We start from the raw sequence: 24,410 nt of genomic DNA on the forward strand, positions 1-24,410 counted from the left end.
AACCAAGCTACTGGGTTCACGCGAACGACCGATGATACAGAGTGTTTGGTATGAGTTTCCTCAGGTGATAAAGTCTAGAGTACCTGACTCGTCATGAACAATAATCCAGGCAACCCCACAGAGCCACACGAACGCACAAGTAGTGCAACACTACGCCCACGATAGCTTTTTGTCACAGTTCAAGGAAGAGGTACTGAACAACTCGCTCTGCGATGAGGGTGAATGTTATGATTGTTAAAAGTGATAAACGTGGCACCGACTCCGCGACGCACCGGATTGTCTGTAGAATTATATCAACCACGTCAACGAACCCTGTGACTCGGGCTGCTGTAATGATGGGTATGCCACGACACCCACTCAGTAGTTAGGTGCTCGCTGCCACCCTATGGACTTCCGGTATAATAACCATGCCCCAGTCGAGACCAATCAGGACAGTACAAGTGAACGTATACACACAACGATACTAGCTTGATACCGACTGGTGTAGCGTCCGTCTCAACCACTGCTTCGCGCATGAGTACAATAACAGACGAATCACTAATCAATCCGAAACAGTGGCGCCGGCTGGAGGCATTTGTTTAAAACGGACGTTAGCTGGAAATCCACGCACACAAAACGTACGCTCAGTGCACCAGCATATTGTCCCTGAGCACGCCTCATTGGGTCCCTTCACGGAACAGGCCAGAACCGTGACTACCTGAGACATTAAGAGGAAAAACCCCCCTGTGATAGCCGTCTGAATTGTACAGACTCCTTCCACAGAGTCATCACTATTTAATTCAACCAGGACACCAACTTTGTCGGCTGTGTCTGCACGATGGCACTTTCCAATTATTACCTATGCTCATCTGCGGATCGAGTCAGCCTATCCCACTCAATAAAAACCTACAACACACCAGTACTCGGAGGTGACTAGTTTAGTTATTTCGGGATTTTCACTGGTTGTGGGATTACCAAATTAGTCGTATTTGCCGAAAAGAAGCATTGTTCGTGGGAATTCTTCGCTGTGACCGCAGTTGTGTTCTTGTGTGGGGATTATTCCAGTGTGACTTTTGAGTGTGGCTAAGGAGTCTTACACTATGTGGGCTAACATAATTCACAAAGAACCCGAGCGTCATATGCCAGATGACCCGAACCTACACAATCTACGAATATTGGATGGTTATACATCGTTAACATCTTTCCCCACGCGTTCACTTCAACGCCGATGTAACCGTAATTTCCTCATCCAGAATGGATGCATCTGTGTAAGGTTGGCTGTCCTCGACAACTAAGATGTCCTCAAATACCGCAGTTGCCCTTGTGTGACTTTCAGCGTCAATATCGTGTTGCACATAGAACACGCGACTGCCGACGAATACACTTAGCTGTATATGGTATCATCGACATCCTCTTTACAGGTTTTGACAACAAAAGAGAACGACCCCCGTGGAAGGCGTATGGAGTCCGAACTGAGCTGGGAACCGACACGAATCGTCAAAGAAACGGTTTGAGCGCTGATCCGGCGGCGTAGTTGATCGGTGTCAGTCGCCTCAGGAGAACGAGCCAACTTTCCTGGGTGCGACGCTCTCGTACTTCTAGGCAAAATTGAGGTAGCGCTTGAGACCAGCGACGAAGGACCCCATTCTCCGCCACGCCCCCCCTGTAGCATGTGTAGCGGCATGTCTTTTTTTGACCAGCAGGATGTCGGTTCCGGTCTCGTAGTCTATGCATGGGTCGGTTGGCGTGCCCCGCTAAGGGGAACTGTTCTTCGCTGAATCTGAGGCTGATAGCTGGTAGCTCGGTCTGAATCTTCCGCTGGGTATCTGTGCGCGCGCGGGGAGATGGACTCAAAAAGAAGATGCTGATCCCGATTCCGCAGTTTAGCACTGCCTCGACGGTCCGGCTGACACTATCGAAGTACTCGAAACTCCTCGTCAACACCTGCACCGAATCTTCGGCGTTCCGGTAGACTGTGCGCGTCTCAGATTCGCTGGTCTCGCCGATGTCAACGACATGGAACAACTCCTCGGCGGCAAGATGCCTTCGCTCGCCCGTCGGTACCTCGCTCGAAGGTGTCGAGAAACGGCTCATGAACCGCCTCAATGTTGGCTTGGAAGGACTCGAGGAATAAACGCCATTCAGTCGCGTAGATGACTGAGAGAGGGTCTTAAATACGGCTCGGCGCGCATATTTACTAATAAATTAAGTAAATGACAGAACACACTACCAAAACGGAACACTTAGGCGATATCGAAGATGGCGCTGGCTGTGCGGAGGTCTGGGAGAGCCTGAGCGAGCGGCGCAACGAGCACAGCGAGTAGCTTGCGCTTCGACTGTCTGTTTTTGACCTCCGCATTCTGAATTGAACGCACGCCCGAACGAAACCACTAACTGCGCCCTCGTCCACCGACAGAGCAATGACAGACTCCGAGCGTGTCGAGGGAGCGACCCGGTCGTTTCTCGACGACCACCCGGAACACGAGGACACGCTCGAAACGTTGCTCGCACACCAGAAAGAACACGGCTCCTGGGAGTTCGATGACGCTCCGATCGACTCGGGCGCGTTCGGCGAACTGGTCTCCCGGCCGTTCGTCGAGGAGGCAGACGACGATTACCGCTTCGCCGACCGCCACGCCGTCGAGCGAGCACTCGCCGGAGACGACGCGGACGCTGAGACGACAGCGTCAACGGAACTCGATCTCGACCTCGATATCGCGTTTCCCGCGCCCGACCGCCGGGCGCTCGCGGGCCTGCTCGCCGTGCTCGCCGTCGTCGTCGCCGCCCGCTCGCTGTTTTTCGGCTCGGTCTTCCGGGACGGACTGATCGTCTCCCCGGCGAACGATCCCTACTTCTACCGCTACTGGCAATCCCGCCTGCTTGCCGAATCGAGCGGGGCCTTCGACGCCGGCATGACCACGACCGTCGGCGAACTCACACGCATCCGTCCGCTCACCCATGCACTGAACTGGTGGTTCGCCGACCTGTTCGGGGCACCCGCTCTCGTCGCCGCCGTCACGCCGATCGTCGCCAGTCTTCTGCTCGCGCTCTGTCTGTACGGGCTCACGCGCCGGCTCACGGCGGACCGTCGTATCGCCCTCGCCGCTGTGCTCCTGCTCGCGCTGACGCCGGTCCACGTCGTCTACACGCAACTCGGCTTCCTCGAACACCGGCCGTACCAGTATCTCTGGATCGGACTCCAGGCGTACACGCTCGGATGGCTCGCCGTCGACGTGCTCGACCGACACAGCGAGGGTGCTGACGATCCCGGACTCGCACACGCTCGCGAACCGCGGTCGTGGGCCGTCGCCGGACTGCTCGCCGTCGCCGTCGCCGCGCTGGCACACACGTGGGGCGGGTCGCCGCTGTCGTTCGTCCCCATCGCCGTCTACGTCGGATTCCGTGTCGTCGCGGACCACCGGGAGGGGATCGACCCGCTGTTCGCGAACGCGCCCGCGCTCGCCGGGATCGCCGTCGGCAGCCTCCTCGCATTCGGCATCCACCGCCGCTGTGGCTGGCACGAGGCCATCGCCGCGACGATTCCGCTCGGCGTCGCCGCCGGTGCGGTCGGTGTGGCCGTCCTCGCCCATCTCTGGCTCCGTGCGGACCTGCCGACGGCCGGACTGCTCGGCGCAGAGGGTGTCTTCGCCGTCGTCGCGGCCTTCCTCTTCCGGCGGCTCCGCCCGGACGATGTCGCCCGGTTACAGGAGCGCTCGGATGCGTTTTTCAACCGCGAGACGGCGACCGAGACGGCCTCGCTGTTCAACCCCGAGCAGGCGTTCATCTTCACCCCGGTCGGACAGATCGGCCTCGGGTTCTATCTCGCACTCCCCGTGCTTGCCGTCGCGACGTATTATGTCGCCCGCAACTACGAACCGGGCTGGCTGGCTGCCGTCTGCTTCGCGTATTTCTATCTCGTCATCGCGGCCGTCCAGGTTCGGTTCGCCGCGCAGTTCGGCATCTTCTGTGCCCTGTTCGGCGCTGTCGGGCTGGTCTATCTGCTCAGTGCGGTCGATCTGGCCCGGCCGGTCTCGCCGTTCGACCGCGAGCGCCCCGCGGGACCGACACTCGAACTCCCCGATACCCCGACGGTCGGGGCGTATCTCGCGGGCGCAGTCGTGTTAGTCCTCCTGCTCAACCTCATCTTCGTCCCGTCGTTGCTCGCACAGACGCGGTACTCCGAGGAGAAAATCGAGGCAGTACAGTCTATCGACGACCGATCTGAACGCCTCAATCAGTCCTATCCGAACAACTTCGTCCTCAGCGAGTGGGGCGAAAACCGGATGTACAACTACTTCGTCAATGGTGAGTCAAGCGGTTACGGCTATGCGCGCAACGTGTACGAAAGGTTCATATCTGACACTAATCCTGACGCGTACTTCAACCAGTTCAACAACAGGGTCGGCTACATTGCTCTGACAGACATCGATGCCCCCGAACAAACCGTCCAGTCGAAACTCTTCGAGGACTTCGGCGCGGGCAACGACAGCACCGCCCACTACCAACTCATCTACTCGGGCGAGTCCGTCCGCGCGTTCGCAGTCGTCGACGGCGCAGTCATCCAAACACAGGCCGAGCCCGGAACCAACGTCACTGCCCGGACGACCGTCGACGCGGCGGGCGAACGGCTCGACTACAAGCGTACGGCGACCGCCGACGACAGCGGCACCGCACGGATCCGCGTCGCCTATCCCGGAGAGTACGACCTCGGCAACACGACCGTGTCCGTCCCCGCGTCGGCTGTCCGCCGGGGAGCGACGGTCTCGCCCGGCAGTAACACGGACGGTTAGAGCCCGACCTATAGTCGATTCTTCACCCTCTCGGGTGCTGTTCAGATACACACCGGTCAGAGAGTCAGTTTCTATCGGCTAAGCAGCCACATCCTGGCGGAATGAAAGGGCGAGGGGCTCTCGACGAACCCCGACGACACGAGCACTGCAGGCCGCTTGCGGCCGAAGCGCGCAGCGAGTCGCGGGAGTCGAGAGCGCCGAGGGCTTTCTCCGTCTCGATCGCTACTGTGATTCCGTCTCCCAGCGCGACCATCTCCCGAAGGCGAACGTTTTTACATAGATGCGGCAAACCGAGAGCCATGCTTGGCGACCGGGTGACACAGCGACTCCGACCGGGGATCGACGACCCCTATCTCCTGTCGATTCTGGCCGTCACGACCGTCTTCTGCGGGTTCTGGCTCTGGTACACCGTCCCGAATTTCGCGACCGCCGACGAGTACTCCCGGCTGATCCGTCCGATGAAAGTCGCCGGATACACGCTGGCTGATCCGGGGTTCAGTTCCCTCCAGCGGGGAGTCCTCGACGGCCGGGCCCTGGGAGCCTCGACGTACCTCTATCTTCTCGTGTTCGGTCCCGTCGGCCTCTATGTCCTTCTCAGCGGGCAACTCGGGACGTTCGCGAGCTTCAGCGGCCTCCAGTCCCGGTGGGACCTCTGGTTCGCCGTCCCCGACTGGTTCTGGACCGCGTCCATTCTCACGGCGCGGCTCACAGTCGTCGCCTTTGCCGTCGGCTGTACCTACGTCCTGTATCGGCTCGGCTGTCACCTCGGCGACCGGACGACCGGCCGACTGGCCGCCGTCTTCCTCGGCCTCTCGCTGGGGTTTATCAGCACCGCCCACGAGGCCGGCGAGGATATCCCGGCTCTGTTCGCGTTTCTCCTCGCTTTCCTCTTTCTGTTCCGATACCTGGACCGCGGGGACCGACGCCCGCTTTGGATCGCCAGTGCCGTCGGCGGTATCGCGATTGCGCTCAAGCTGACAGCAGGCGTGATCGTGTTCGTCATCGGCGCTGCCGTCCTCGCCCGAGCGAGAGAGGGTGCCCACACTCGACGAGAGACGCTCGCCCACTCCGCCGGTGGCGTCCTCATCGGGGCGGTCGTCATCTATCTCGGCTTCCCCTCGGCCCTGGTCGGCGGGCCTGACGAACTCATCGCCCGGGTAACCGCCGCGGGCGGACAGAAAGCAGCCGCACAGAACGGCGATCCGATCTGGGTGTGGATGCTCCAGAAGTACGTCGAGGGGATCGGTATTCCGCTGGTCGTCGCCGTCGTCGCCGGCACAGCCCTCACGCTCACGGAGATGCCTGACCGACTCCGTGCCGGCGAGTACAAATCAGCTCTCCTCGTGGTCGCACTGGCCGTCTACCTTCTCGTCTTCTCCCGGTGGGGGTACATCAGGGTCCATCACCTCCTCCCGACACTCCCGCTGCTGTATCTGCTCACGGCGGAGACGCTCTCCGACCGGCTATCCTGGCCCGACTACAATCTCGCGACGGCAGCCGTGGCGGTTCTCGTCGTCTCGACCGCGCTGTTCGCCGGGGTCGGAACCGCCGCGTATACGGCCGAACCCCGCGACCAGGCGGCGGCGTGGCTCGACGAGAACGCCGAGTCCGACGCGACAGTCGAGGTGTACGAGCAGTCGATCGCGGACGTCGGTATGCCACACCACCTGAACGTCAGCCGATACGATTACAACGAGTAGACGGTCGAGGGGTATCAGGGGGGTGGGTTGATCCAAAACGAGTCCGCATACACCGAGTGGATGGTCTCGATGCCCGAGCGACAGCCCGAGTACATCCAACTGACGAGTACCGAACTCGGCTATCTGGAACGCTCTGCGTACCCCGAGCGAAGCGCGTACATCCGGGGACTGTTGAACGGCGAATACAACTACACCGTCGTTGCCGAGTTCGAGTCCGGCCGGAGCAGCGAGGTCGGCCTCGAACAGATCGCTCGCAGCGGCCTCGATCCCACCCCCGCGAAGTTCACGCGTCGCATCGTCATCCTCCAGCGAGTCGACGCCGAGGACTGATCACAACCGGCATAGACCCCGGTAGTGCCCGCGGGTTACTCCTCGAGTTCGTACTCCGAGGGGCCGATCGCCAGCCGCTCGACGATAGCGTCGTGGTAAGTCTCGGCGGCCCACTCGCGGATCGGCGGCTCGGCGTCCGTGAACTCCGAGTCCGGATCGATCTCCGCGATCACCACCCACGACGCCGCTTCGTCGTCGTAGCCGACCGCGTAGACGCGGAGATCCTCCTCCTCGTCCTCGACGCGTTCGCTCGCGGGCTGGTGGGACTGCCCGCCCTCGTCGCCGATCACCTCGACGGTGCCGATGCCCTCGTCACGGCCGCCGAAGGGGTCGTCCTCCTCCTCGTCGGGATCGGTCTCGGTGACGCGGGCGTCGGCCCCGACCTCCCGGTCGTCCTCGGCGCGGCGTTCGTCGTACAGAAGCAGCGCGGCGATGACCTGCTCGCCGAGCCAGGTGTACGGGATGACCCGCACCGTGGCGGCGTTGTTCAGCGCCGCGATATCCTCCGCGGACATCGGCCGCCCGGGCAGCGCGTCGAGGGCTCGCTCCATTGACGGACGCTACGCGCTCCCGAGGTATGTAATCTAGCGGTTCCTCGCCCGGGAAGACGTGTACAAACTGCCACACCACTCACCGTGCGACAGCACACCCGTCAGATCGACACAGCTCCCGATCCAGAGCTCACGAGAGTTCCATCTCCCGGTAGAACGCGGCGATCGCAAGTCCAGTGAGGACGGCGAGATACGCGCAGGCGCCGAGGATGTCCGTAACCGCGACATCTCCGGTGAAGCCCGCCGCCGTCGAGAGTTCGAGCGGATAGTGCCCGGGGAGGAGCCGTGCTAACGCCGGGGGATCCGTCGCCAGCGGGTTCTGGAAGATGAACAGATCGATCATCGACCCGAAGAGGACGAGGTACACTCCGACGAGGCGGTCGAGAACGACCCCGACCAGCAGCCCGAGCAGGCCGTACGTCAGCGCCGTCAGCCCGACACCGAGCAGAAACCAGCCGAGATGCTCCGGCCTGAAGGTGGTTCGCATCATCCCGACGGAGACCCCCGTCGCGATTACGGCGACGCCGGCCACGAGACCGAGTCGAGCCAGGACGACCTCTCTCGGCCGGTAGCCGGCGACGACGAGGCGCGCGTCGGCAGCCGCCGCGGTCTCCATCAGAAACAGGCCGGCGATCCCCGACAACAGCGCCGCCGTCATCGGGGTCGTCATCGCCGGAAACGCCTTCGACAAGGTCGTCCGGACGGTCTCGTCGCCGAGATGCAGAACCGCCGGACCGTCCGGCGCGACGAAGGCGAACACGGAGACGACGTACGCCGGGCCGACGATCAACAGCGCGACCAGCAACGGCGTCCGGCGGAGTTCCGCGAGTCCCGACCGGAACGCCGTCCCGACCCGCGTCACGCCGACCACCCCGCCAGCCGCTCGGTCGGTCCCTGCGTTGACCGCCCGTACGCGAGCACGGCGACGACGAGCAGACCGACGATCCAGAGGGCGATGGGAGCCAGATGCTCGCCCGCGAGCGTGCCGTCCAAGACGGCAGCGGTGAACAGCTCGCGGGGGTGATACAGCGGCGCGGTCTCGGCGACCCGTACGTCGCCGACGAACGGCACCGGAACCGTCGCCGTCAGCGAGAACAGCCCCGACGAGAGGACGTTGTCGAAATCCGCCAGGAAGACGAGCACGATCGATCCCTCCAGCTCCCGGGGCACGAGCGTCCCGACGATGACGCCCAGCAGACCGTAGATCGCGGCGGCGAGGACGAGCGCGGCGAACGCCAGCACCGGGCTGGCTACCTCGACGCGGTAGCTGAGCGTCCCGAAGGAGACGACCGCCCCGAGCAGCGCGACGACACACATCGCGACGAGTCGACTCGCCAGCATCCTCCCGTGCGGAAACCCCGCGACTGCGAGTCGCTCGTCGCCCTCCCGGGCGCTGATCACCTGAAACAGCCCGACGAGGCCGGCGAGAAACGCGACCGCGAACAGCGCGCCGGTGAGTCGGCCGGCGACCGCCGGGTCGGCACCGAGAGTCGGGAGTCGCGGAAACGACTCCATCGACGTTCCGTACAGTTCGATCACGACCGGCGGCAGCGCGACCAACAGCCCGAGTGTCAGCGGCTGGCGGGCGAGTTCGGTCAGCCGGAGTCGGCTCGCGGTGACGACGCCCCCCATCTACTCACCTCCCGGGTGTGCCGACGAGCGGGCCTGCGGTGGTTCGGTCTGTTCGTGGAGTCGCCCGTCCCGGAGTTCGAGGATGCGGTCGAAGCGCTCGCGCTCGCTGATGAGATGTGAGATGATCGCAATCGTCGTCCCGTCGGCGGCGAGATCCTCCGCGAGTTCCCAGAAGGCGAGATACGTCTCCCAGTCGAACCCGGTGTACGGTTCGTCAAGCAACAGCACGTCCGGATCGTGCAGTAACGCGACCGCGAGGTTGACCTTCTGTCTGTTTCCGCCCGAGAGGTGATCGATCCGATACTCCAGAAACCGCTCGAAATCGAGGCGGTCGGCCAGTTCGCCCCGTCGTCTCCGAACCCGGTCGGCCGACAGCCCGTAGGCCTCACCGAACAACTCGAACGTCTCCGCGACGGTCAGCCGGTCGTACAGAAGCGTCTCCTGGGGACACCAGCCGACTGTCCCGTGCCGAGAGATACTGCCGCTGTCGGGCCGGAGCGCCCCGACGAGGATCTTCATGAGCGTCGACTTTCCCGACCCGTTCTCGCCGACGATTCCGACGATCTCACCCGGGTACAACGACACGTCGGCCCCGGTCAACACGGTCACGTCCTGGCCGACGAACGGCAGCGCGGATTCGTAGCGCTTCTCGATCCCGTTCGCCGCCAATACCGGTTTCTCCGCCGACTCCTGGCTGGCCGTGGCGGCTTGATTTGATATATTCGGCATTATCCGAATATACTGAACAAAATGTATTAACCGTTTCGCAGCGTATCACACAGTGATGGACGACAGCGATCAGGAGCCAGATATCGACGAGCGACGCGAGCGGGCCCGCGAGGAGGTTCTCGACGCGATGGAACGGGCCGCCGAGATATACGGATTGAGCCGGAGCTACGGACGGCTGTACGGCCTGCTCTTTTTCGCGGAGGAGCCGATGTCGCTGGACGACCTCGTCGAGCGAAGCGAGTACGCGAAATCGACGGTGAGCACGGCGATGAACAGCCTCCAACGGCTGCATCTCGTCCACCGGCGGTCGATCCCGGGCGAGGGGAAGAAGGCGTTTTACGAGGCCGAACGGGACTTCTGGACGGTCTTCCAGGAGTTTCTCCGCCGGGAGGTCAGACGCGAGGTCGATACCATGATTCGCTCGCTCGACCGCGCCGAGCAGCATCTCGACGGACTCGACGACGAGCAGGCCCAACGCGACCTGGAGAAGATCCGCCAGCTACGGCGGATGTACGACCGCAGCCAGAGCCTCATCGACATCCTGACGAGTTCGTCGCTCGACCGCCTGGCCGGCCTGCTCGAACGTCTCCGGCGAGACTGACGACGACGCCGCACAACCGACAAGGGCGTGCAGTCCTACCACCTGATAGGATGGGAGCCCTCGACCGTCTCGCCGACGACGTGCCGTTCGACCCCGAGGCCGTCTCCGTCGACGACGAACACGTGTTGGACTCGCTCGAACCGGTCGTCCAGGAGTGGTGGATCGAACAGTTCGGCGAGTTCGTCCCCGAAAACGGCGGCTTCTTCACCCCGCCCCAGAAGGAGGCGATCCCGCTGATCGCGGAGGGGACGAACACGCTCGTCTGCTCGCCGACCGGCAGCGGCAAAACTCTAAGCTCATTCACAAGTATTATCAACGAACTGTTCCGCCGCGATCGGGCCGAGGGACTCGAAAACAGCGTCTACTGTCTGTACATCTCGCCGCTGAAATCCCTGGCCAACGACATCCACCGGAACCTGGAGGTGCCCCTGGAGGGCATCACGGAGAAACTCGACGAGCGCGGCGAGGACGTCGAGATCCGCCACGCGATCCGCCACGGCGACACCAGCGACAGCGAGCGCCAGGCGATGCTCGAGACGACGCCGCACATCCTCAACACGACGCCCGAGACCCTCGCAATCTTGCTCAACTCCCCGAAGTTCCGGGAGAAGCTTCGCACGGTGGAGTACGTCATCGTCGACGAGATCCACAGCCTCGCGGAGAACAAACGCGGCACGCACCTGTCGGTCTCCTTAGAGCGACTCGAAGCCCTCGCCGAGACGTCGCCGACCCGCATCGGCTGTTCGGCGACGGTCGAACCGCTGGACACCATCGCCGAGTTTCTGGTCGGCTACGAGTCCGCCGAGACAGACAGTCCCACCGACGAGGACCGCCAGCCCCGCGAGTACGAAATCGTCGATACCCGCTTCGTCCGGGATTTCGACATGGAGTTGCGCTGTCCGACCGACGATCTGATCAACACGCCGGCGGGTGTCGTCAACGACCGTTTCTACGAGGAGTTGGACGACCTGATCAAAAGCCACACGAACACGCTCGTGTTCACGAACACGCGTTCGGGTGCCGAACGCGTCCTGCACAACCTCCGCGAGCGGTTCGACGGCTACGACGAGGACAACTCCGGCTGTCACCACGGTAGCCTCTCGAAGGAGCGCCGCCAGGAGATCGAATCCAAACTCAAGGCCGGCGACCTCGACGTGGTGACGACCTCGACCTCGCTGGAACTCGGCATCGACATGCCCGACCTGGATCTGGTCGTCCAGGTCGGCTCACCCAAGTCCGTCGCCGCCTTGCTCCAGCGGGTCGGCCGCGCCGGCCACCAACTCGGCGAGACCGTCACCGGCCGGGTGTTCGCGCTGGATCGGGACGAACTCGTCGAGTGTGCCGTGATGCTCAAGAAGGCCGAGGAGGGTTTCGTCGACCGCGTGTTCGTCCCCGAGAACGCACAGGATGTCGCCACACAGCACGTCTACGGGATGGCGATCACCGGCCCGCGGCCGGAGGCCGAGATCCGGTCGATCCTCACCAGCGCCTATCCCTACCGCAACTACGGTGACGACCAGTGGGAACAGCTCTGTCGGTATCTCACCGCCTCCTACGACGGGATGGAGGACAAGAACGTCTACGCGAAAATCTGGCGGGACACGAACGACCCGCCGGACGGCGAGTTCCACTACGAGGAGTTCGATGTCGGCGAACCGCTGATCGGCAAGCGCGGTCGCCTCGCCCGGGTCATCTACATGACCAACATCGGGACGATTCCGGACTCGTTCACCTGCGACGTCTTCACCCGCTCCGGCGACGAGTGGGTCGGCCAACTCGACGAGGAGTATCTGGACACCCTCGAACCGGGCGACGTGTTCGTCCTCGGCGGTGAGAACTTCGAGTACCGGTACCGGCGGGGATCGAAGGTCTACGTCGACCGGACCAGCGCCCGCCCGACGGTGCCGTCGTGGTTCTCCGAGCGACTGCCGCTGTCGTACGATCTCGGCCGGGAGATTCTGGCCTTCCAGGGCGACCTCTGTCGGCGGCTGCTCGACGGCGGGCGCTCGGAGGTCCGGGTCTGGCTCCGGCAGTTCCCGCTCGACGAACACAGCGTCCAGGCGATCACGCGGATGTTCGACGAGCAGATCCGCTACACCGGGACGAAAAGCGTCAGTACCGACGAACGGCTGGTGATCGAGGAAGAACTCGATCACAACGAGTACGAGCGCCACTACTACGTCCACTCGAACTACGGCCGGCGGTTCAACGACGGCTTCTCGCGGCTGCTCGCCTACCACTGTGCCCAGGAGGCAAACGCCAACGTCCAAGTCGCGGTCGCCGACCACGGGTTCACGCTGTCGATGCCGCTGAACCGGAAAGTCGACATCGCGGGCATCGTCGAGGATCTGGACCCGGCGGACGCCCGGGCCGACCTGCGGGCGAGTCTCGACGGAACGGATCTGCTCCAGCGGTACTTCCGCATCAACGCCACCCGCGCGCTGATGATCCTCAAACGGTACAAGGGCTACGAGAAGTCCGCGAGCGAACAACAGGTTTCGAGCGAGATGCTGCTGAGTTTCGCCGAAGAGCTGGACGATTTCGCGGTCATCGACGAGACCTACCGCGAGATTCTGGAGGACAAACTCAACATCGACGGGATCGAATCGGTGCTCTCGGCCATCCAGGCCGGTGCGGTGAGCGTCGAGACCACCCGCGTCGAGTCCCCGTCGCCGAAGGCCTTCGGGTTGGCGACACTGATGGCCTCGGACGTGGTGCTCGCGGAGGACGAATCCGAAGTCCTCCAGGAGTTCCACCAGCGCGTGCTGGAGGAAATCGAGGGCACGACAGAGGCAGAATCGTAGGGCCACGACAGGTTTACCCCTCGGAATCCCTCAGTATCGGTGTGCTCTCGAAACTGCTCAACTACATCCGGGGCCGCTTCCGGAGTCGGAAGAGCAACGCCGAAATGAACCCGACCGAGGTGGCGCAGTACGGCGAGTCGGTCAACTATCTGCCCTGTCCGGAGTGTGGCGAAGGAAACCTGGAGTACGACCCCGACGCTGGCGCGCCGAAGTGTACGGCCTGCGGGGCCGTCGACGACGGCCCGGAGTGAGTTACATCTCCTCGTTCGGGCTACAGACCAGCACCGACCGCTCCGTGTTGAGGATCACGTCCTGGGTGACGCTCCCGAAGACGACCTTCCCGGTCGGTGAGCGTTTCCGCCCGGAGATACAGATCGCATCCGCGTCGATGTCGTCCGCGTGAGCGACGATCTGCTGGGCCGGGTCGCCACCCTCGCCCTGGACGGTCACGTCGACGCCCGCTTCCTCCAGAATCTCTTTCGCCCGTCGGATCGATCCCATCTGCTGGGCGGTTGCCCCCTCGGGATTCTCCTCGAAGACGTGCAACAGATCGACCGACAGATCGTCGGTCTCAAGGAGGTCGAGCACCGTCTCTGCCTGTGATTTCGCGCGGGACTCGTCTTCGTCGATAGACAACAAGACGCGTGTCATACCTTGGGTCTCTGTCCCCAGGAATAAAAAACGTAGCTCTGTTTCGGAGCGTCTGGAAACTCGATGACGTACACACCCCCACGACGACCGGTCCGGGACACCAGTGTCGGCTCTCCAGAACCGCACGAACTGATAACGTCACTACATCTTTTTTATTCTACGACTGTATTATTGAATTACGTGTACGTAGCGGCACCCCGGAGAGGGGGGAAACCACTACGACGAGATTCTCCGGATAGCCGCCACCGATAGACGTCGGCCCGAGGCAGTCGTCCCCGAGACGCCGACGCTGCCGACGGCGCGCGCGAAGCGACGACTCGCCTCGGGACGGTCGGGACTCCGGTCGTCGGCCCCGATACGGCATCGCACTCACAACTGAGACGGATTCCCATCACATCCATGACACACAGCGATCACACCACGGAGGCGCACAACCTGCCAGACTACGACACCGTTCGCGAGGAGTTCGCGTGGACGGAGCTGTACGACGCCGCCGACTGGGACGCTCCCGATTCGCTCAACATCGCCCACGAGACCTGCGACCGCCACGCCACGGACCGCGGGACGGTCGCGCTGTATCACGTCGACACCGAGGGTGAACTCACGACGGTCCCGTACTGGGAACTGGCCGAGCGATCCGATCGCTTTGCGAACGTACTCGACGGGTTGGGCGTCGAGTCCGGCGACCGGGTGTTCACCTACATGCCCCGGATTCCGGAACACTACGTCGCGCTGATCGGGACGCTGAAATACGGTGCGGTGTTCGGTGGCATCAACGAGCGGTTCGGACCGGACGGCATCAGTTTCCGACTCGACGACTGCGACGCGACGACGGTCATCACAACCAGCGACAACCGCGAGACGGTCGAAGCGGCGCTTGAGGACGTGCCGAGCGTCGAGAACGTCGTCGTCGTCGACCGGGAGGACGGGAGTCTGCGCGACGGCGACATCGATTTCCACGACGCCGTCGACGACGCGGACCGACAGTTCGAGGCCGCCGAGACGAGCGGCGACGACGACGCCCTGCTGTATTATACGAGCGGCACGACCGGCCGGGCGAAAGGCGTCCTGCACAAACACCGCTGGATCGCCGGCGTCGCGGCCACACAGAAGTACTCCGTCGATCTGCAGGACGGCGACCTCTACTGGTCGACGGCCGACCTCGGTTGGCTGACCGGCCCGATCAACACCCTCGGCGCCTGGTTCTGGGGGGCGTCGCTGTTCACCTACGAGGGCGAGTTCGAGCCGGAGGCGTGGGTGGACCTCCTCGACCGGTTCCCGATCACGGTGCTGTTCTCGGTGCCGACCGCGTACCGGATGCTCCGCGAGCACGACGACCTGTTCGCGGACGCCGATCTCGACCTGCGGCAGGCGCTGTCCATCGGTGAGCCACTCTCGCCCGGCGTCGTCACCTGGGGCGAACAGACGCTTGACGTGACCATCCTCGACACCTACGGCCAGACAGAGACCGGGAACATGATCATCAACAACTACCCGACCATGGAAGTCCGGCCGGGGAGCATGGGCCGACCGCTGCCCGGCATCGAGGCCGCCGTCGTCGACCCCGACACCGGAGAGACCCTCCCACCCGGCGAGACCGGACAGATCGCCGAACGGCCGACGTTTCCGTGCTTCTTCGCGGAGTACTGGGAGCAACCCGAGAAGACCGCCGACTGCTTCGTCGACGGCCCGGACGGCGAGTGGTACCTCTCCGGCGACCTGGGTCGGATCGACGAGGACGGCTACTTCTGGTTCGAGGGCCGGGCCGACGACGTGATCATCTCCTCGGGCTACCGGATCGGTCCCTTCGAGGTGGAGTCCGCGCTGGGCGAACACGAGGCCGTCGCCGAGGCCGCCGTCGTCCCCAAACCCGACGAACAGCGCGGCAACATCGTGAAGGCCTACGTCGTCCCGAGCCAGGGGACCGACCCGGACGAGGAGACCAAGGCGGACATCAAAGAGTCGATCAAGACCGAGCTGGCCGCCCACGAGTACCCCCGCGAGATCGAGTTTATCGACGAACTCCCGAAGACGGTCACCGGGAAGATCCGCCGCACGGAGCTTCGCGACCGGACGGAGTCCGAGGCACAGACGGCCGACTGAGGCTACCGCGCCCACTCGACCATCCGCTCGTAGGTCTCGTCGGTCGACAGCGCCGCGGCGTCGCCGACGAGCACGAGCGATTTCTTGGCCCGGGTGAGGGCGACGTTCATCCGCCGGTAGTCCTCGAAGATCGGTCCCTCCAGCGAGCCGGTCGCGACGAAGGAGACGACGATGACCTCCTTGCTCGACCCCTGGAACCGGTCGACCGTATCGACCGCGACGCCCGGCGGGAGCCGCTGGCCGATCTCGGCGACCTGCGCCCGGAACGGGGCGATGACACCGATCTCCTCGGCCGGCACGCCCGCCTGTCGGAACGCGCCGACCGTCTCGACGATTGTTTTCGCCTCCTCGGGGTTCGTGTTGCCCTGTTGGCTCCCGCCGGGATCGACGAACGCGACGGAATCCCGCAGGTGACTCGGCAGGTCGGACAGCGAGACGCCGTCGAGGTCGTCGATCCGCTGGGCCGCGACCGCGCCCGTCGCCGGGCGCAGCTGTCCGTCGTAGAACTCCCGGGACGGGAACGCCTGGATCCGCTGGGCCATGCGGTACTGCTGGTCGAGTAACGTCGCCGCCTCGGGGTAGGTCTCGACGAGCCGCTGGAACAGCGACCGGTCCAGATCCGCCTCGGACTGGACGACCGGCGGCAACTGGTGGTGGTCACCGACGAGGACGAACCGCTCCGCGAGCGCGACGGCCGCGAGCGTCCCCGGTTCGGTCAGTTGGCCGGCCTCGTCGACGACGGCCACGTCGAAGGACTGTGTTCGCAACGCTCGGGAGCCACAGGTCGCGGTCGTCGCCGCGACGACGTCCGCAGACTCCAGGGCGTCCGCACAGGCCGCGGGATCGCCGGACTGGTCGAGACGATATGACTGCATGTCCGCCCGGACGCCGCTCTCGGTCCCGACCCGGACCATCCCGGTCAGCCCCTGCTCCTCCAGCGCCTCCAGGGCGTTGTCGACCGCGCGGTTCGTGAACGCGGAGACGAGCACGCGCTCGCCGCGGTCGACTAACTCCTCGACCAGCGTCGCCAGCGTGTACGTCTTGCCGGTCCCCGGGGGGCCGTGGATCAGCGCGAAGTCCTCGGCGCCGACGGCTTTGCGGATCGCTTCGTCCTGTGCGGGGTTGTTGTCGATGATCGTCTCCTCGACGGTCTCGAACGCGGGTTCGCGGCGCTCGAACAGCGGATCCTTCCACTCCGGCGGCTGCGTCAAGATGCCGTCGTGCAGCGCCGTCAACAGCCGATCCGTCGAGAGTTCGGAGGGGTAAATATCGAGCCGCCGCAGTTCGACTGGCTCGTCCGCGGTGACGACAATTTCGTCGCCGCCGCCACCGAGCCGTTCGACCCGAGCGAGTTCGGCGTTCCCGCCGACCGGATCGCCGTCGCTCGCCAACACCAGATCCCCGACCCGGATCTTCGAGACGGCACCCGTCCCCCTCGCGCGGAGTTCCCAGCGGCCGTCGTCGAGTTCGGTCGTCTCCGCGGGTTCGAGTCCGACCAGCGCGCGGTCGTCGTCGGCCCGCTCCTCGGGGCTCTGCTCCCAGAGCTTGGCGTATTCGCGGTGAATCGCCCGCCGCTCGGTCTCGATGGCCTCGTAAAAGCGCTCGAAGTACTGCTGTTCCTCTTCGGGCACCGCGGTGCCGACCGTCCCGGCTTTCGACTCCTGGCCGAGTCGGCCCGCGATGGCCATACAGCTGTCCTGCTCGAAACAGTACTCGCATCTGGCGTCGGCCTCGTACCCCGTGGGTACGTCGATGTCGTGTTCCATCGCCGCGAGTTCGTTCCGCGCCCGGAGCACGAACTGCAGGAACCCGTGGCTGATCGAGAAATCCTTCGCCGGCGAGAGATCACCGGACTCCTCGCTGCGGTCGACGGCGGCGTTTTTCGTATAGAGGAGCGTCCCCGTGTCGGGGTACTCGCCGCCGCGTTTCTCCCCCAGGACGAGCGCGTAGCAGGCGGCCTGAACCTTGTCCTGAAAGCGGGGGTCGCGGCTGGTGTTCTTGCCCGTTTTGAGCTCGACCGGCGCGCCCCGGCGGACGGCGTCGGCCCGTCCCTTGAGGCCGTACCGCTCGGAGACGAGCAGTTGCTCGGAACGCCATTCGTCGCGTTCGGTCAGCGTCCCCTGCCGGAGCCACCCTTCGATCGCCTCGGCGTGCTGGCGCGCAGTCTCGCGCATCGCTTCGGGATCAGCGCCGAGCAGGCCGAGATCCAGTCCCGCTTCCTCGACCCGGCGGCTCACCGACTCCTCGACGCCGATCCCGCGCAACAGATCGCCGAAGACCTCGTGGATGATCGTCCCCTTGACCACCGGTTCGGCGAGTTCGGTCCCGCCGAGTTTGTTCAGGTAGTACATCCGGGGGCACTGTACCCACCCGCGGATGTCAGTCACGTCGACGAGAAAGCTCGGCTCGACGACGACCATCGTCCCCTCGCCGGTGGAGTACTGGGTCTCGCCGCGATACTCCCGTTCGTCGGCGTCGTAGACGGCCAGTTCCATCCCGGGTTCGAGATACGCTGCCGTTTCGGTCCACTTGCCCCACAGCGTCACCGTCGTCGGTTGGCCGGCGCCACGGTCCGGCCTGACCGTCAGTTCGCAGAGCTCGGAGTCGCCGTACTGCGTGTTGACGGTGCGTGGCTGCTCGACCTCGGTGACGACGCCGCGGATGTTCACGCACCGAGTCAGGGTCGCGGACCGAAAAACGCTGTCGGTCGGTGCGACTCCCTCAAGACTCATCAGGCTCCCGCGCCCAACGACGAGTATCGAATGTCAGACGCGCCAATCAGACCACACGTCGACCAACACGACGCCATCGACGACCTCCCGCTGATCACCAAGACCGCCGAGGTGACCGAGGTCGAGCGGATGGACCGCGACCGCCGCGGCGAGGTCATCGAGGCGGCCAACCAGCACCTCCGCGACGCCGACCTGGCCAGAGCGTACGGACTGATCGACGGTCCGGAGGACTGGGAGCCGCTCGCCGACCGACTCGCCGCGGACGGCCACGCCGACGTCGCCCGCCGCCTCAGCACGCTCATGCAGCGGTACGAACGGCCCAAGCCGATGCTGACCCGCGCCCGCTTCCGGGCCGACGAGGATGTCGACTTCGTCGCCGGCCAGTACATCGGCCTCCGGTACGGGAAGACCTCTCGGGCCTACTCCATCGCCAACTCCCCACACGAGGACGAACTGGAGATCTGTGTCCGCAGGGTGCCGGACGGAAAACTCTCGCCGAAACTCTGTGACGACCTCTCGGTGGGCGAGGAGGTGACGATCCGCGGCCCGTACGGCGAACTCGTTCTCAAGGAGCACTCGCCGCGAGATATCGTCTTTCTGGCGACCGGCACCGGCGTCGCCCCGCTGAAGGGCATGATCGATTATCTCTTCGAGACCGGCCGCGACGAGTACGAGGGTGAGAAACGCGACGTGTGGCTGTTCCTCGGCGCGGCCTGGCAGGACGACCTGCCGTACCGGACGGCCTTTCGCGAGTACGAGCGCCGACACGAGAACTTCCACTTCGTCCCGTGTCTCAGCCGCGAACTGTCGCTGTCGGAGTGGGACGGCGAGACCGACTACGTCCAGCACGCGCTGTTGAAACACGCCGACGACGACAGCGTGACGACCGCGCTCGGCGAACGACTGGAACGCTGGCTCACCAAAGAGCCCGACTCGGGCGTCGACGCCCGGATCGACCCCTCGAACATCGAGGTGTACGCCTGCGGGATCAACGCGATGGTCCACAGCCTCGTCAGAGCCGTCGAGCGCCTCGGTGTCCCCGACCTGTACATCGAGTCCGAAGGGTTCGGATAGCCACGGCGACCTCCTCACTTCTCGAACCCGCCGGCCGTACGAAGACGGCGGGCCGGTATCCGCGCCGGAGCTGGTGTACAGTTGTTCAGTGGCCTCGGTTCGGCGTTACATTGATATCAGATAACCACGTAGCTTGAGAGTGTCACACAATGTCGATGGGTGCATACGACGACGAGGAGCACGAACGTCGCGAACGGAAAAACAGCGAAGTCGACGCTAGCTTCGACGACGACCGCCACCAGTACCGCGGAGAAGTAGAGTACGACGGCGACGAGTCGACAGAGGAGCTCCTCGACCAGTTCGAGCAGATTCAGGACAGCTGATTTCTGCGTCGCGGACGGCGACGAGTCTCGCCGGCTACCGCGCCGCTACGCCGAAGCGCGTGTCCCGAGCGGCTCGAGACACTCCCCGCAGTAGCGGTAACTACTGTCGACGACCGACCCGCAGTGGAGACAGCGGACCCGGTCGTCGTCGAGCAGCGGCCCGTACTCGACCTCAGATTCGTCTTCCTCGGTCGGCCCGTACAGCGTTCGGACTCCCGGACGGGGCCGGTTGATCGGTTCGAGTTCGTCCTCGCTCCGGAACAGCGGCTCGGCGAGAAACCCGGCGGCAAGGACGACAAATGCACCTCCTGCCAGCGCGAGTACCTCCATACCATCGCTTGGCGCCTGCTGTACTTAGGCTCGTTCCTTCCGTCTTGGACGCTGTGGTCCCAGCGTCGCCAGACACCGCCGGCCGTCGACGTCCAGGCGCGTCCCCGTTAGCACTGCAAAATACGAAGCCGGATCTCCTTTGGAATCTAAATCTACGCCCGGATTCAGATTTCCTTATCCAGTGAGAAACCGGATAAACATAGATCACCTATTGACAGATATGAGTCAGCGACGAATCCAACTGGAGATCTCGGGGATGTCGTGTGCCACCTGCTCCGGGAACATCGAGGACGCGGTCGGTGCGCTCGACGGCGTCGCGGAGGTGTCGGCCAACTTCGCCGCCGACGAGGGAGTCGTCGCCTACGACCCCGAGCAGGTTCGCCTCGCGGAGATCTACGAGGCGATCGAGGACGCAGGCTACACGCCCGAGCGGGCGAACACGACGATCCCGGTCACCGGGATGTCGTGTGCGACCTGCGCCGAAACCATCGAGGAGGCGCTGGCGGAGACGCCGGGGGTCCTCGACTCGGACGCGAACTTCGCCAGCGACGAGGTGTTGCTGACGTACAACCCCGCCGACACCGACATGGAGGCGGTCTACGCCGCTATCGAGGAGGCGGGGTACGAGCCAGTTCGCGACGACGGCGAGGATATGACCGAGCAGCGCGAGCGCGCCGTCGAACGGGAACTGGACAGACAACGCAAACTCGTTCTCGGCGGCGCGGTGCTGACCGCCCCCTTCGTCGTGATGATGATCGAGATGCTGCCGGTCGTGGACCTGCAACTGCTTCCCCACACGGTCTTCGGCGTCGACTTCGGCTGGATCGAGTTCGGCCTGGCGACGGTTCTGATGGCCACGCTGGGTCGGGAGTTCCTCGAGGGCGCGTACCGCGCGCTGGTCAACAACCGACAGGCGAACATGGACACGCTGGTCGCGGTCGGCACGTCGACCGGATACATCTACAGCACTGTCGTCGTTCTCGGGTTCCTCCCAGACGGCGGGCTGTACTTCGAGGCAGTCGCGTTCATCCTCTGGTTCATCACCGTGGGCAACTGGCTCGAAGTCCGCTCGAAGGCCCGGGCCGGCAACGCGCTGCGGGAACTGCTGGAGATGGAAGCCGAGGAGGCGACGCTCGTCCGCGACGACGAGGAAGTCGTCGTCCCGCTGGAGGAGGTCGAGGTCGGCGACGTGATGAAAGTCCGGCCCGGCGAGCGCATCCCGACTGACGGCGTCGTCCTCGACGGGCAAAGCGCCGTCGACGAGTCGATGATCACCGGCGAGTCCGTCCCCGTCGAGAAAGGCGAGGGCGATCAGGTCGTCGGCTCGACGATCAACGAAAACGGCGTGTTGCTGGTCGAAGCCACCAGCGTCGGTGACGAGACGGCGATCCAGCAGATCGTCGACCGCGTCAAGGAAGCACAGGCTCGCCAGCCGGACGTCCAGCGACTCGTCGACACTGTCTCGGCGTATTTCGTCCCCGCGGTGATCGCAAACGCCGTCTTCTGGGCGCTTCTGTGGGGCCTGTTCCCCGCACAGCTGTCCGCGTTCGTCGAGTGGCTGCCCCTGTGGTCGCCGGTCGGCGGCGGTCCCGCGGTCGCGCCTGTGGGCGGACCGGGCGTCCCCCTGATCGAGTTCTCGATGATCGTCCTGGCGTCGGCGCTTCTGATCGCCTGTCCCTGCGCGCTCGGGCTGGCGACGCCGGCGGCGACGATGGTCGGGTCGACGATCAGCGCGCGCAACGGCGTCCTCTTCAAGGGCGGTGACGTGCTCGAACGCGCCCGCGGCATCGATACCGTCGTCTTCGACAAGACCGGCACGCTGACACACGGCGAGATGGAACTGACCGACTTCGTCCCCGCGGCGGAGTTCGAGCCGCGAACTGACGGCGGCGAGCGACCCGACGGGTCGCGGTCCTCGTCAGAACCCCGTTCTGACGGCGGTGAGCAGACCGACAGTCTGCGAACTTCGTCAGAACCCCGTTCTGACGGCGGTGAGCAGACCGATAGTCCGCGATCCTCGTCAGATCTTCGATCTGACGGTGGGTCGCTCGTCTACGCCGAGCAGGATCCCGAGACCGTCCTCGAACTCGCGGCGAGCGCCGAACGCGGCAGCGAACACCCGCTGGGCGAGGCCGTCGTCGCCGGTGCGCGCGAGCGGGGTCTCGATCCCGCCGAGCCGGATACGTTCGAGAACGTCCCCGGCCACGGTATCCGCGCGACCGTCGACGGCCGCGAGGTGCTCGTCGGCAACCGCAAACTCCTCCGCGACGAGGGGATCGATCCCGGACCCGCCGCCGAGACGCTCCAGCGCCTCGAACGCGAGGGCAAGACGGCGATTCTCGTCGCCGTCGACGGCGAACTCGCGGGCGTGCTGGCGACGGCCGACCGGGTCCGCGAGAGCGCGAAATCGACCGTCTCCGCGCTCCAGGAGAAGGGCATCTCGGTGATGATGCTCACCGGCGACAACGAGCGGACCGCCCACGCCGTCGCCGAGCAACTGGGTATCGATCCCGGGAACGTCCGTGCCGGTGTGCTCCCCGACGACAAGGCCGATACCATCGACGACATCCAATCGGACGGAACGCGCGCGATGATGGTCGGCGACGGCGTCAACGACGCCCCCGCGCTGACCAACGCCGCAATCGGGGTCGCAATCGGCAGCGGCACTGACGTGGCCATCGAGAGCGCCGACGTGACGCTGATGCGCGACGACCCCGCGGACGTGCTGAAGGTGCTCCACGTCGCCGACGCGACGATCCGGAAGGTCTACCAGAACCTCTTCTGGGCGCTCGGCTACAACGCGACGCTGGTTCCCATCGCCTCGCTCGGCCTGCTGAACCCGGCGCTTGCTGGCCTGGCGATGGCCGCTTCGAGCGTCTCCGTGATGTCGAACAGCCTCGCGTTCATCAACTACGATCCCCACGAAGAGTACGTCTTCCTCCCGCTTCGGCCGCTCCAGCGGCTCCTCGGCTGATTCTCGGAACCGCAAACTCGATTTGCAGATGTCGAGCAGGTCACCGCAACTGATCTTCACCGATCAGTCCCAGGTGAGCCGGAAATCATCAGTCACGGTGATCTGAAACGACACACACCGACCGATACCCCCGTCGACGACGGTGTCTTCGCGAACGATCACTCGGGGTCGACGCTGTGGTCGACGCCCTCCCGCTCGTCGGCCCGTTTCCGCCGGATCGCCGCCCGAGCGTTGCCGGCCTCGTAGCCGAACAGCACCGACTCGGCGTACTCGTCCGCGACGTCCATCACCTTGATCAGGTTGTCGACGTCGATGTTGATCGCGTAGAGCTCGATGCTAAACGGGGTGTCGAGGCGATCTGCGAACCCTTTGGCGATGACCTCCACCCAGTAGGTCGTCTCGTAGGCCATATCGTAGATCGGGACGACGAACTCGTCGACGTACTCGGCCAGTGCGTCGAGATCCAGTCCGCTCCGGGCGTCGAGATGGCCCGGATACGGGTCGGGGTACAGCGTGAGATACAGATCGCCGGGCACGCGGTCGCGGGCCTCGGCGACGAACTCGGTGATGACGTTCCGCCGCCAGGCCCGCCGGTCCTCGAACTCGCTTTCGGCGAATCGCGCGTTGCAGTGCTCGCAGTAACAGTACTCCTCGCGGGGAAAGCCAACGTCGTCAAGTCGCACGTCCTCGTTGACGTCGGCGGCGTCTTCGACCATCTCCAGGATCCCCTCGCGGTAGGTGTCTTTCGAGGGACAGACGTAATCCCAGTCGAAATACGGGCGCTCCCGCGTCGCGGGCGTGCCGTACTCGTCGACGGGGGCAAGGGTCGGGTCACCTTCGACGGCGGCGTTGTCACCGAACGCCGAGATCATGTTGACGGCGCCGGCGACCGGTTCGGTCGCGCGGCCGGTCACGTCTTTCATCTCGAAAAACGTCCGGTCGAACTCCTGCCAGGTCACCTCCTCCTCGTTTCGCGTGACGATTCCGTACATACACCACAGTTGGGGCCGAGCCCCCTAAGGGATTCGAGAACGAGTGGTTGACGAGCGATACGCTCCCCGGCGTTACTCGCTGCTGACGAGTTTGTAGGCCAGGGCGATAGCGACC

The 24,410-nt window shown here is 64.3% G+C and carries 18 protein-coding genes; 10 read left to right on the forward strand and 8 right to left on the reverse strand.

Annotated elements, in window-relative coordinates; genetic code table 11:
* Positions 1–2,399 precede the first annotated feature (2,399 nt).
* The 3 genes from GRX03_RS02355 (at position 2,400) to GRX03_RS02365 (ending at position 6,799) form a co-directional block, all read left to right on the forward strand.
* Positions 2,400–4,769 (forward strand): glycosyltransferase family 39 protein, encoded by a 2,370-nt coding sequence (locus tag GRX03_RS02355; protein ID WP_159762576.1) that lies wholly within the window; start codon positions 2,400–2,402, stop codon positions 4,767–4,769.
* A 299-nt stretch (positions 4,770–5,068) separates the two neighbouring features.
* On the forward strand, positions 5,069–6,469 hold the full coding sequence (locus GRX03_RS02360) for an ArnT family glycosyltransferase (protein WP_159762577.1): 1,401 nt from the start codon (positions 5,069–5,071) through the stop codon (positions 6,467–6,469).
* A 69-nt stretch (positions 6,470–6,538) separates the two neighbouring features.
* Positions 6,539–6,799 carry a hypothetical protein gene (locus GRX03_RS02365; protein WP_159762578.1) on the forward strand — a complete coding sequence of 87 codons (261 nt, stop codon included), beginning with the start codon at positions 6,539–6,541 and terminating at the stop codon, positions 6,797–6,799.
* 35 nt (positions 6,800–6,834) lie between these two features.
* On the opposite strand, the gene GRX03_RS02370 is transcribed toward GRX03_RS02365, so the two are convergent.
* The 4 genes from GRX03_RS02370 to GRX03_RS02385 form a co-directional block, all read right to left on the reverse strand.
* A complete protein-coding gene (locus GRX03_RS02370) occupies positions 6,835–7,350 on the reverse strand; it encodes a hypothetical protein (protein WP_159762579.1) in 516 nt (171 codons plus the stop codon).
* Positions 7,351–7,480: 130 nt separating this feature from the next.
* Positions 7,481–8,212, reverse strand: coding sequence for an ABC transporter permease (locus tag GRX03_RS02375; protein ID WP_159762580.1), 732 nt, complete (start codon positions 8,210–8,212; stop codon positions 7,481–7,483).
* On the reverse strand, positions 8,209–8,982 hold the full coding sequence (locus tag GRX03_RS02380; protein ID WP_159762581.1) for an ABC transporter permease: 774 nt from the start codon (positions 8,980–8,982) through the stop codon (positions 8,209–8,211). Before GRX03_RS02380 ends, GRX03_RS02375 begins: the two co-directional genes overlap by 4 nt.
* Positions 8,983–9,711, reverse strand: a complete 729-nt coding sequence (locus GRX03_RS02385) for an ABC transporter ATP-binding protein (RefSeq protein WP_159762582.1) — start codon at positions 9,709–9,711, stop codon at positions 8,983–8,985. It abuts the gene before it with no gap.
* Positions 9,712–9,766: 55 nt separating this feature from the next.
* Here GRX03_RS02385 and GRX03_RS02390 point away from each other — a divergent pair, with 55 nt between their 5' ends.
* From GRX03_RS02390 to GRX03_RS02400, 3 genes are read left to right on the forward strand one after another with little or no spacing between them, the layout of a single operon-like run.
* Positions 9,767–10,312 carry a GbsR/MarR family transcriptional regulator gene (locus GRX03_RS02390; RefSeq protein WP_159762583.1) on the forward strand — a complete coding sequence of 182 codons (546 nt, stop codon included), beginning with the start codon at positions 9,767–9,769 and terminating at the stop codon, positions 10,310–10,312.
* A gap of 50 nt (positions 10,313–10,362) precedes the next feature.
* The gene (locus tag GRX03_RS02395) at positions 10,363–13,116 is read left to right on the forward strand and encodes an ATP-dependent helicase (protein WP_159762584.1); all 2,754 of its coding nucleotides are present in this window, start codon (positions 10,363–10,365) and stop codon (positions 13,114–13,116) included.
* A gap of 41 nt (positions 13,117–13,157) precedes the next feature.
* Positions 13,158–13,367: a hypothetical protein gene (locus GRX03_RS02400; protein ID WP_159762585.1), complete on the forward strand. Its 210-nt coding sequence runs from the start codon at positions 13,158–13,160 to the stop codon at positions 13,365–13,367.
* Position 13,368: 1 nt separating this feature from the next.
* Here GRX03_RS02400 and GRX03_RS02405 read toward each other — a convergent pair whose 3' ends face one another.
* Positions 13,369–13,767 (reverse strand): universal stress protein, encoded by a 399-nt coding sequence (locus tag GRX03_RS02405; RefSeq protein ID WP_159762586.1) that lies wholly within the window; start codon positions 13,765–13,767, stop codon positions 13,369–13,371.
* A gap of 399 nt (positions 13,768–14,166) precedes the next feature.
* Between GRX03_RS02405 and GRX03_RS02410 the strand changes: the two genes are divergently transcribed.
* A complete protein-coding gene (locus GRX03_RS02410) occupies positions 14,167–15,870 on the forward strand; it encodes an acyl-CoA synthetase (RefSeq protein WP_159762587.1) in 1,704 nt (567 codons plus the stop codon).
* A 2-nt stretch (positions 15,871–15,872) separates the two neighbouring features.
* On the opposite strand, the gene GRX03_RS02415 is transcribed toward GRX03_RS02410, so the two are convergent.
* A complete protein-coding gene (locus GRX03_RS02415) occupies positions 15,873–18,539 on the reverse strand; it encodes an AAA domain-containing protein (RefSeq protein ID WP_368278055.1) in 2,667 nt (888 codons plus the stop codon).
* Positions 18,540–18,632: 93 nt separating this feature from the next.
* Here GRX03_RS02415 and GRX03_RS02420 point away from each other — a divergent pair, with 93 nt between their 5' ends.
* On the forward strand, positions 18,633–19,676 hold the full coding sequence (locus GRX03_RS02420) for an FAD-binding oxidoreductase (protein WP_159762589.1): 1,044 nt from the start codon (positions 18,633–18,635) through the stop codon (positions 19,674–19,676).
* A gap of 149 nt (positions 19,677–19,825) precedes the next feature.
* On the forward strand, positions 19,826–19,999 hold the full coding sequence (locus GRX03_RS16475) for a DUF5786 family protein (RefSeq protein ID WP_201289157.1): 174 nt from the start codon (positions 19,826–19,828) through the stop codon (positions 19,997–19,999).
* Between the two features lie 45 nt (positions 20,000–20,044).
* Here GRX03_RS16475 and GRX03_RS02425 read toward each other — a convergent pair whose 3' ends face one another.
* Positions 20,045–20,329 (reverse strand): DUF7577 domain-containing protein, encoded by a 285-nt coding sequence (locus GRX03_RS02425; protein WP_159762590.1) that lies wholly within the window; start codon positions 20,327–20,329, stop codon positions 20,045–20,047.
* Between the two features lie 220 nt (positions 20,330–20,549).
* Between GRX03_RS02425 and GRX03_RS02430 the strand changes: the two genes are divergently transcribed.
* Positions 20,550–23,303, forward strand: a complete 2,754-nt coding sequence (locus tag GRX03_RS02430; RefSeq protein WP_159762591.1) for a heavy metal translocating P-type ATPase — start codon at positions 20,550–20,552, stop codon at positions 23,301–23,303.
* 158 nt (positions 23,304–23,461) lie between these two features.
* Here GRX03_RS02430 and GRX03_RS02435 read toward each other — a convergent pair whose 3' ends face one another.
* Positions 23,462–24,295 carry a hypothetical protein gene (locus tag GRX03_RS02435; RefSeq protein WP_159762592.1) on the reverse strand — a complete coding sequence of 278 codons (834 nt, stop codon included), beginning with the start codon at positions 24,293–24,295 and terminating at the stop codon, positions 23,462–23,464.
* Positions 24,296–24,410: the final 115 nt, after the last annotated feature.

The sequence above is a fragment of the Halovenus carboxidivorans genome (genome assembly GCF_009831575.1).
GTDB classification, from domain to species: domain Archaea; phylum Halobacteriota; class Halobacteria; order Halobacteriales; family Haloarculaceae; genus Halovenus; species Halovenus carboxidivorans.